We start from the raw sequence: 10,023 nt of genomic DNA, 5'->3' as shown, positions 1-10,023 counted from the left end.
GAATTTATTGAATTTATTGAATTTTCATCATATTCGGCGCATTATCTATAACCGCCACCCTAAGAATAAAAATAGCACACACAATGAAAAAATCTAAAGATGTTGTTTCTGAACAACAGGTTGATGAGAAAACAGAGAATAAAACGTCGTCTACTGTTGATGTTTTCCCTATCATTGCTATCGGTGCTTCTGCTGGCGGTCTTCAAGCCATCGAACGATTTTTAAGTAATGTGCCTGCTGACTGCGGCATGGCCTTTATTGTAGTGCAACACTTAGACCCTAACCACAAAAACATCCTGTGCGACTTACTGCAACGCATGACTCCCTTAGACGTACATCAAATTACCGATCATATGGTGATTATGCCCAATAATGTCTATGTGATACCTCCTGCCCACGATCTAACTATTTTAAACGGTACATTAATTTTATTCACGCGTGCTAACCCGCATGGTTTGCAATTGCCTATTAATTCTTTTTTCACTTCTCTGGCAGCCGATAGAAAGGAACACAGTATTGCTGTTATTCTTTCAGGTATGGGGGCAGACGGAACGTTGGGTTTGGGGTCGATCAAAGATAAAGCAGGTGCGGTATTTGTGCAAAGTCCTGATACAGCCGAGTTTGACAGTATGCCTCAAAGTGCTATTGATACCGGATTAGTTGATGCCGTAGCACCAGCAGATGAATTAATGCGTTATATCATTAACTATGTAAATAAAGTGCCATTGCCGATTGAAGAGAACAATAAAAATAAAGAAGATATTGAAAAGGTGATGGTATTGCTACGCGCTCATACCGGACAAGATTTCTCGCTTTATAAAAAAACCACTATTAATCGTCGTGTTGAAAGACGTATGGCCTTGCATCAGCTTTCCAATATACCCGACTACGTGCGTTATTTACGGACTAATCCCCAAGAAAATGAATTGCTACTTAAGGAGCTACTGATTGGTGTTACTAACTTTTTTCGCGACAATACCGTTTGGAAAAAACTAGAAAATGAGGTGATCCCCTCGCTTTTGTCTGAATATCCAGAGGGAGGTACATTACGTGCTTGGGTTCCTGCTTGCTCTACCGGAGAAGAAGCCTATACCCTCTCAATTGTGTTTCAAGAAGCCTTTAAAAAATTTAACTCGACCAAACATTTTGAATTACAGATTTTTGCTACTGACCTCGATATTGATGCCGTAAATAAAGCTAGAATGGGGATTTACAGCAATAGTATTAGCGCTGATATTTCTAAAGAACTATTAGACTTATATTTTGTGAAAATAGACGGGGGCTATCAAATCGGTCAACAGGCACGAGAAAATGTTATTTTCGCCCAACAAAATTTGGTGATGGATCCTCCGTTTACCAAACTTGATATCATCAGTTGTCGTAACTTGCTCATCTATTTAGAACCAGAATTGCAAAAGAAACTATTTCCCTTATTTCACTACAGTTTAAAACCGTCTGGAGTGCTTGTTTTAGGAACGTCTGAAACCATTGGAAACGAAGAGTCACTGTTTACTCTTTTAAGTGGAAAAGAACGTATTTACAAACGACGTGAGACATCACAGCCTTTTAATGTTATGAAATTTCCGGTTAACGAAGTGAATAGTTATTCTCATGAGTTAAAGCCAGAAAAAAACGTGCCCGTTAACCCCCAAGATACAGTTACTATGAACTTAGAAGATTTGATCCAATCCTTATTACAAGAGAATTTTACTCCGGCGGCTCTGCTAACCACTGAAAAAGCGGATGTCATTTATATCAACGGAAAAACCGGGAAATATTTAGAGCCATCGGTAGGCAAGGTCAATTACAACCTTTTCTCCATGGCACGTGAAGGTTTGGCCGCCCCATTGAACGAAATATTTAATCGCGCGGTGCGCCTGAAGAAAAAGTTAGATATAACGAACGTTGAGGTTGTCAGTAACGGTAATATTATTCTGGTCGATGTTAGGGTACAACCAGTATTAGATTCATCAACATTAGGCCCTATGGTTCTTGTGTTGTTTACGACTTCCACAACGGCCATTGCACCCATTAAAAAATCGCTCAAAGGTAATTTAGCCAAAGACCATAGTGATGAAATAGAAAAACTAAAAAATATATTGTCTCAGGGGAGGGAAGAACTGCGACTTACCACTAACGAAATGCAGCTTGCACAAGAGAATCTTAAATCTACCAACGAAGAATTACAAAGTACGAATGAGGAGTTTCAAAGCACTAACGAAGAGCTTACAACTTCCAAAGAAGAAATGCAGTCGATGAATGAGGAGTTAAGAGCGGTTAATCATGAGCTAAACATCAAAGTCAATGAATTGTCTTTAGCCAGAGACGACTTAAAAAATCTACTTAATAGTACTAGCATCGCCACGCTTTTTTTAGACAATGAGCTCAATGTACGTCGTTTTACCCCTGAAACGGTTAAAATTTTCAAACTCATTCCTAGTGATGTCGGTCGCCCTATCACTGACTTGGTCAGTTCATTAATTTATCCTAAGTTATCTGAACATACGGATGAAGTACTACGAAGCCTGATGTTTCATGAAGAGGAAGTAACGACTCATGATGGTCGTTGGTATATTGTACGCATTATGCCCTATCGCACGCAGGAAACTCTAATTGATGGCGTGGTTATTACTTTTAGCGATAATACTATTAACAGGAATGCGAGTATTGCTATGGCTGTGTCAGAATCTCGCTTTCGTTTGCTATTTGAGAATTCATCACATGCCGTTGCTTACAAGAATATAACAATGGAAGGCGGCAAAGCGGTTGATTTCAACTATCTTGAAGTAAACAATGCTTACGCGGGAATAACGGGATTAGATAAGGTAGCAGGGAAAAAAGGCAGTGAAGTCGTGCCAAATATCCTACAATCTAACACTGAATTTATGGCAACCTGTGGTCGCGTGGCGATGTCAGGAAAGTCTGAGAAATTCGAATATTACGTCAAAGAGTCTAGGCAGTGGTTTATTTGTGCTATGTACTCACAAGAGCAAGGCCTATTCGTTTGTGTGACCGAAAATATTACTGATAAAAAACAGAATCTTAGCACGTTAGATGATATTAAGTTGATGTTAGCAGAAGATGATAACACCTCGGCAGAGGCAATGAAAAAAATGCTCGTTAATGTACAAAATACACTAGAAAAACTGCTAATACTGGAATAATAAAGTATCACATAAAGGTAAATGCCCGATGAGGAAGAGTACATCATGAAAAAAGACTCAAAGCAGCTTACAAGCAAAAAAGTTGCTGTGCGTAAAGAGGCTATGCACCGTTTGCAAGAAGATGGGCAACCTGAAAGTGATTCAATTACTGATGAAGCATCGACTGTTAGTCTTCTGCATGAGTTACAGGTGCACCAGATAGAGTTAGAAATGCAGCAAAACGATCTTATTTTAGCCAGAGATTCTTCTGAAGCAGCAGCAATACGTTACGAAGCCTTATACGACTTCGCTCCTGTGGCTTTTATTTCCCTTAACCGTTCAGGCGATATTACCCAAACCAATCTAACCGCTGCCAGCATGTTGGGTATTCCGCGCGCAAAAATAAATGGTTTGAGATTGGCCGCGTTTTTAACCGAAGATTCCCTGCCTCAATTCAACTCACACCTGTCGAATGCTTTTAAAGGGCTAAATCAATCCGCTTGTGAAGTAAAACTATACGTTGATAATAAATTAATTACCGTTCAGGTGATGATGAGTATCAACGACGACGGCCTCGAGTGCTTAACCGTATTAACTGATATAACCGCGCGCAAACAAACAGAAGTAAAATTAAAACTCGCTGCTAGCGTATTTAGTCACGCCCACGAAGGTATCTTAATAACAGATATCAGGGGTAATATCCTTGAGGTCAATGACACTTTTAGCCAAATTACTGGTTATAGTAGAAAGGAAGCTATTGGTCAAAATCCACGAATTCTCAAATCAGGTCGTCAGTCCGATGACTATTATAAAGACATGTGGAAAACCTTGAAGGAACACGGCTACTGGAGCTCAGAAATATGGAATCGACGAAAAAATGGTGACATTTATCCCGAATTGCAATCAATTAGCGCAGTAAGTGATGCCCTTGGTCAGGTAATGCACTATGTATCAATGTTCTCTGATATTACTCATCTTAAAGCGCATCAAGAGCAACTTGAACATAGCGCCCATCACGATATATTAACCGGTCTTCCCAATAGAATACTGTTGGCTAACAAGTTAACGTTGGCTATTAAGCAAAGCCAGCGACACGGAAAAATACTTGCACTTGCCTATATTGATTTAGACGGTTTCAAGAAAATTAATGATAGTTATGGGCACAACACGGGTGATCAATTTCTAATCGACATTTCAGCTAAGTTTGAGCAGTCTTTACGTGCGGGTGATTTTTTAGCGCGTATTGGCGGTGATGAATTTATCGCTGTACTTAGCGACCTCGATAATATAAACGAATGTGAGCCGGTATTGCAGCGCATATTGACAGCTGCATCTCAAAATATTATATGTAATGATAATATACTTAAAGTTTCAGCCAGCATTGGTGTGACGCTTTATCCGAAAAACGGCTCTGACCCTGACCTTTTGCTTCGCCAAGCGGATCAGGCTATGTATATTGCCAAAGATGCAGGGAAAGGTTGTTATCGGTTTTTCGATATAGGCCCCTCAGAGGCAGATCGAACACGAAGGGAGGGTCTTGAGCGCATTCGTCAGGGGTTTGAGAAAAAAGAGTTTGTTTTATATTATCAGCCTAAAGTGAACATGAAAACCAATGAGGTGATTGGCGCAGAGGCTCTGATCCGGTGGAAACACCCTCAACAAGGCATCTTGCCACCCGATGCTTTTTTACCCATCATTGAAGGCCATTTAATTAGTATTAAAATTGGTGAATGGGTTATTAATACAGCACTTAAACAGATGAGTATCTGGCAGACACAAGGGTTAACCATACCAGTAAGTGTCAACGTAGGTGCTAGCCAATTACAAAGTGGTAATTTTGTAACACATTTAGCGGGAGCGTTAGCTGCCTACCCTGAAATTTATCCTGAATTACTGGAATTAGAAATATTAGAGACTAGTGCACTAGAAGATGTAATTCAGGTCAGTAAACTCATGAATACCTGTCTAAAAATGGGGGTAAAGTTTGCCTTGGATGATTTTGGCACTGGCTATTCTTCGCTAACTTACCTTAGACGCCTACCCGCTGATATTTTAAAAATTGATCAGACTTTTATTCGAGATATGCTTACAGATACCTCTGACCTTGCCATTGTTAAGGCTGTTATCGGCTTAGCTGATATTTTTAATCGCGGTGTGATAGCCGAGGGAGTTGAAACAAAGGCTCACGCTGAAAAACTACTGTCGTTGAACTGCACTATCGCGCAAGGCTACGGAATTTCCCGACCCATGTCGGCGGATGATTTTCCTTTATGGCTGGAGAGTTGGCATATAAATCCAATTTGGACAGCGTAAGACTTCAATTAGAGAAGTTTGTTAAGGTTTTTAGGTCAATTGAGTTTACAAAAAATAATGCCAAGGCAATCATTTAAACGGTAGGTTTGGTGGCTTAGTTGTCTTACAGGGTAAAGCTAGATTTACATATTCTAAATGCTGCAAAGTGTTCAATAAACTAATGGTGTTTACGTTTGCAAAGTCGATAAAATCACAAATTAAAAAAGTTTAATTGATAAAATTTTATTGTTGGTAGCTCTAAGCAGAAACGATTAAATCAAAGCCCAAACAACTAGTTGATATATTTTTATTACCTTGGTTTAACAAAGTAGCTTAATTTTCTTTGTATAAAATTGAAAGTTCGGTTAATTCATCTTTGTTTTTTCTGAGAGTTCAGTAAAATAGTGAATCTTTAACAATTCAGCAAAGGTTAGTGATGAAACGCGTTGTTTTATATATTTCAGATAAATGCCCCCATTCTCGTGAAGCTCAAAAATACTTGGATAATAATGGCATAAAATACAGATTAACCAATGCGAAAATGCAGCGCGGTAGAAAAGAGCTTGACGCTATAGGAGCTAGCTCTTTACCCGCCCTTAAAATTGGTAATGAAGTCATGATTGGCTGGAATCTAAAAAACTTTAAGAAACTCTATGCCGAAGATTAACAAGCTCAATTATCTCATTAGATAATTGAGTAACCAACGAGCACAGAATGCTTGATTACTCTATTTCGAATGGATAAAAAGATAGAAAAGTAGGGCACCCTATAATCTACCCCTGAGCATTATAATAATTAATGATCACTTTATGCGCCGACTGACTCAACGAATAGTACTCATAGGTGTGGTTAGCCATTACCGCATGCGCACTAAAATTAATCGTTAAACATATTACTTAATTTATGGTGCTCATTTGCACCGCAACTAGGTTAATGCTGATAAACTTTTGCCCAGTGTACTTATCTTCACCGCAAAAAAAAGCACTCTAAAAGGCATCTACGGTTGATATTTGTAGCCGAGCTAAAAATCTTTAGTTGGCTACTTTATAGCTATCCTTATTTTCTTTTTTTTCTTGTGCTATTCGTTCTGTTCGTCTTATTTGTTTTACTTACCTTTTTTTTGACTTCTTTAGGCAATTTTGAAAACTCTTTATGAAAAGGCTGCTCCGTAACAATAGGAATAACTTGTCCTATGCTATTTTCGATATTAATTAATTGCCTCATATCATTTTCTACAGCAAATGAAATGGCCATTCCACTTTTACCGGCCCGAGCTGTTCGCCCTATACGATGTATGTAATTTCTTGGATCTTCAGGAAGGTTATAGTTAATAACTAAAGTAATATTATTAACATCAATTCCGCGAGCAGCAACATCAGTGGCAACTAATACTCTTAGATTAGAATCTTTAAAGTTTTGTAGCGCTTCCTCTCTAACGGCTTGTGTTTTACTACTGTGAAGGCTAGCGGCTGTTATCGATGCTTTTTCTAATGCTTTAACAATGATGTCAGCGCCATACTTTGTTTTACAAAAGATAAGCACTTTTTCAAATTCAGGTTTTTGTAATATATTAAAGAGTAAAGGTACTTTATTCGCTTTATCAAGATGGTATACGCTTTGATTAACCAAATCGATAGTGACCGTTTCAGCCGCAACTTGAATTTTTATTGGATCTGTTAATATTGCTTCTGCCAGTATTTCTATTTCAGCGGGCATAGTCGCTGAAAACAATAGTGTTTGTCGCTTCTTTGGCAGTTTAGATATAATGGTTTGAACATCTTTAAAAAAACCCATATCAAGCATAGTATCTGCTTCATCTAAGACAAATATTTCTAACGCCTTAAAATTTATATCACCCGTTTCAATTAAATCTAATAATCGTCCAGGGGTTGCCACTAAAATATCAAGTCCGAGCGCGATCGAGTCAACTTGAGCTTGTCTTCCTACACCACCATAAACAACCTTAGTTTTAAGTTCTAAACCTTCAGAGTAGTCATCAATGTTTTGCATTATTTGCGAGGCGAGCTCTCTCGTTGGCGTTAGTATTAGCGAACGCGTGCTCTTCGCTTGAATATCTATTTTATTTCGACCAAAATTATTGATAATAGGCAGTGAAAAAGCCGCCGTTTTTCCTGTTCCCGTTTGCGCTATACCAAGAAGATCATTCCCATTAATAAGAGCCGGAATACATTCTTTTTGGATCGGTGTAGGCTGTTTATAGCCCTTAAGAGTAACGCGATCAATAATTGACTCTAAAAGTGAAAATTCTGTAAATTCTGACATGCTGCCTCGGTGTCCTTTAATCAATAGCCGACTATTCTAACAGAATGCTTTAATATATTTAAGACGTATTAAAGGTGGCTTTTTCTGACGGGTTCTCACTTCAATAATACCGGTTATCAAAAATATGTTACTTTGTTGCGAACCATTACCTGTTAGTCTATTACTCCGAGCAGACGCTAAATACTTTGTTTAACTACTTTGTTTAACCTTGTCATCTTCACTTTCATCTTTGCTAGTATCATTTGCGAGTCCTTTTAAAGATTGGTATAGCGCTTCTTCTGCTGCGGATAAGCTTTTTGGAAAAACAATTTTAAGTTTTACAAAAAAGTCTCCAGCAATTTTACCTGGTAAGCCCCGACCTTTTAGACGCATTTTAGCACCACTACTTACTAATTTAGGCAGGCTTAAATCAATTGTTCCTGTTGGTGTTGGCACTTTTACTTTTTCACCTAGTGCTGATTGCCATGGGCTAATAGTAAGCTCGGTGGTGATGTCTTGCCCTTCAATGGTATATAAGGGATGAGGGTTAAAGCCTACTTCAATATATAAGTCACCATTGTTAGCGCCGCCAAAACCTGTTTCACCTTGCTTTTGTAAACGAATTTTCTGTCCGGGTTTAATACCTTTTGGAATACTTATTTTCAAGGTTCGCGCTTTTGATTGTGCTTGTCCATGTTCATCAACCATCTGATCTTGCAAGGTAAAGCTTCGAGTTGCCCCGGTATATGCATCAGGTAAGTCAATTAATACTTTTGCATGACTGTCTTGCCCTTGCCTAGACTGAGGACCACGCGATGAATGCTGGTTTGCGTTGAAGCCGCCACCAAATAATGATTCAAAAAAATCACTAAAGTCGCCTTGACCGCCGGCATTAAAATTCCCATTACCTTGCTGATATTGCTCTTGCCATTTAGGTGGCGGGGTAAAGCCTGCTTGGCCCGCCTTCCAATTACTACCCAGTTGGTCATAAGCGGCGCGCTTTTCTTTATCGCGTAACACGTCATAGGCTTCATTAATGTCTTTAAAGCGAGCTTCTGCATCTTTTTCTTTACTGACATCGGGATGAAACTTTCGTGCTAATTTCCGATATGATGTTTTAATTTCATCCTGAGACGACGTTTTATCAACGCCCATAATTTTGTAATAATCTTTATAATTCACAGTGAACTCCTGCGTAGTAAACCGGCAGATAAATATTGGCCTAATGTTAACTAGTCCAATTTGATGGTGTTATTATAAGAATAAATAAATATGATGAATGTCAGTAATGTGACACTTTCAGTAAAATATGGCAGGTAGATTTAGATCTTTCATGCTATTTTTGAAAGAAGTCGTTTTAATCTCTTTTAAGGAAAAATAATGTCTTACACGCTCATACATAACGCAAACGAATGTAAATACGAATACCATATCGATGGCGCGGTTGCTTATATCACTTACGATGATCAAAACGGTAATATGCACTTAACCCATACTATTGTTCCTGATGAACTAGCGGGGAAAGGCCTAGCAAAAACACTGTTAGAAGATGTTCTTCAGCAGATAAAAATTGATAATAAAAAAGCGGTTGCGCAGTGTTCATACATTATCAAATATTTAGAAAAACACCCTGAAGCAAGTGACTTATTTGCATAATTATTGACAATAAAAAGCGCCATTAGCGATGAGTTTTAAAATGAATAAAGTCACGTTTATCTATAGGCGCTTATAACCAATCTGTTATTTCCATAATGTTGACCGTCATCTTAATAGTATATTAATCAGTACTTATTAAAATCAACCCTATAAAAATAGTTTAGTGCACGCTTAAAACGGGTATTTTTAACACTTCTCTTTTTAATAGGTTTCTTGCTATTTCAGGCGACACTTCATAAAACTCGTTAACGTATTTTTTCGCATCAAAATACGGTCTTATCTGCTTTTTAACTTTACACGGATTTTCGCATGCCAAAGAAAAAAAGAGTTGATAATGGCCTGGACTCTTCTTTGACAGCGACTTTGCATATTCTTCAGTATTGCACGAAGTACACCCTATTCTAATTACATTTGAAAAAATAGAATGTGTCATTATGTAGACATTGCCAAACGAAACATTATCAAGTGGGTTAACCAAGCGGGAATTTTTTAAGCTCATAAGTTTGTTCTCATTGAGTAATAAAATGTAGTGACTTATTGTCTTTATCTTTATCTATGACGTTATTTTATCGAGTTCTTTGTCTCGAATATTGATCTCGAACTGTTATTTATGTCGTTGCGTTATTATTTGAACGCAGACTTGATGCGGGTCAATGTTTTAGTTATTGAT

At 38.1% G+C, this 10,023-nt stretch carries 7 protein-coding genes; 4 read left to right on the top strand and 3 right to left on the bottom strand.

Translation table 11 applies throughout. The annotated features are described in order from the left end of the window. Positions 1 to 83 precede the first annotated feature (83 nt). The 3 genes from H4J70_RS04245 (at position 84) to H4J70_RS04235 (ending at position 6,102) form a co-directional block, all read left to right on the top strand. Entirely contained in the window at positions 84 to 3,164 is a 3,081-nt protein-coding gene (locus tag H4J70_RS04245; RefSeq protein WP_182217814.1) for a chemotaxis protein CheB, read from the top strand. Between the two features lie 45 nt (positions 3,165 to 3,209). Further along, positions 3,210 to 5,456, top strand: coding sequence for a GGDEF and EAL domain-containing protein (locus H4J70_RS04240; RefSeq protein ID WP_182250668.1), 2,247 nt, complete (start codon positions 3,210 to 3,212; stop codon positions 5,454 to 5,456). 415 nt (positions 5,457 to 5,871) lie between these two features. Then, positions 5,872 to 6,102: a glutaredoxin family protein gene (locus H4J70_RS04235; protein WP_070374193.1), complete on the top strand. Its 231-nt coding sequence runs from the start codon at positions 5,872 to 5,874 to the stop codon at positions 6,100 to 6,102. A 389-nt stretch (positions 6,103 to 6,491) separates the two neighbouring features. Here H4J70_RS04235 and H4J70_RS04230 read toward each other — a convergent pair whose 3' ends face one another. Beyond that, the gene (locus H4J70_RS04230) at positions 6,492 to 7,718 is read right to left on the bottom strand and encodes a DEAD/DEAH box helicase (protein ID WP_182250667.1); all 1,227 of its coding nucleotides are present in this window, start codon (positions 7,716 to 7,718) and stop codon (positions 6,492 to 6,494) included. A 189-nt stretch (positions 7,719 to 7,907) separates the two neighbouring features. Beyond that, entirely contained in the window at positions 7,908 to 8,879 is a 972-nt protein-coding gene (locus tag H4J70_RS04225) for a DnaJ C-terminal domain-containing protein (protein WP_182250666.1), read from the bottom strand. A 198-nt stretch (positions 8,880 to 9,077) separates the two neighbouring features. Between H4J70_RS04225 and H4J70_RS04220 the strand changes: the two genes are divergently transcribed. Continuing rightward, positions 9,078 to 9,353: a GNAT family N-acetyltransferase gene (locus H4J70_RS04220; RefSeq protein WP_182244047.1), complete on the top strand. Its 276-nt coding sequence runs from the start codon at positions 9,078 to 9,080 to the stop codon at positions 9,351 to 9,353. 160 nt (positions 9,354 to 9,513) lie between these two features. Here the strand turns inward: H4J70_RS04220 and H4J70_RS20985 are convergent, their stop codons facing one another. Continuing rightward, on the bottom strand, positions 9,514 to 9,786 hold the full coding sequence (locus H4J70_RS20985; protein WP_404842483.1) for a GIY-YIG nuclease family protein: 273 nt from the start codon (positions 9,784 to 9,786) through the stop codon (positions 9,514 to 9,516). Positions 9,787 to 10,023: the final 237 nt, after the last annotated feature.

This window comes from Colwellia sp. BRX8-9 (genome assembly GCF_014077245.1).
Classification (GTDB): Bacteria; Pseudomonadota; Gammaproteobacteria; order Enterobacterales; family Alteromonadaceae; genus Colwellia_A.
This window is presented reverse-complemented; position numbering and strand designations above follow the sequence as displayed.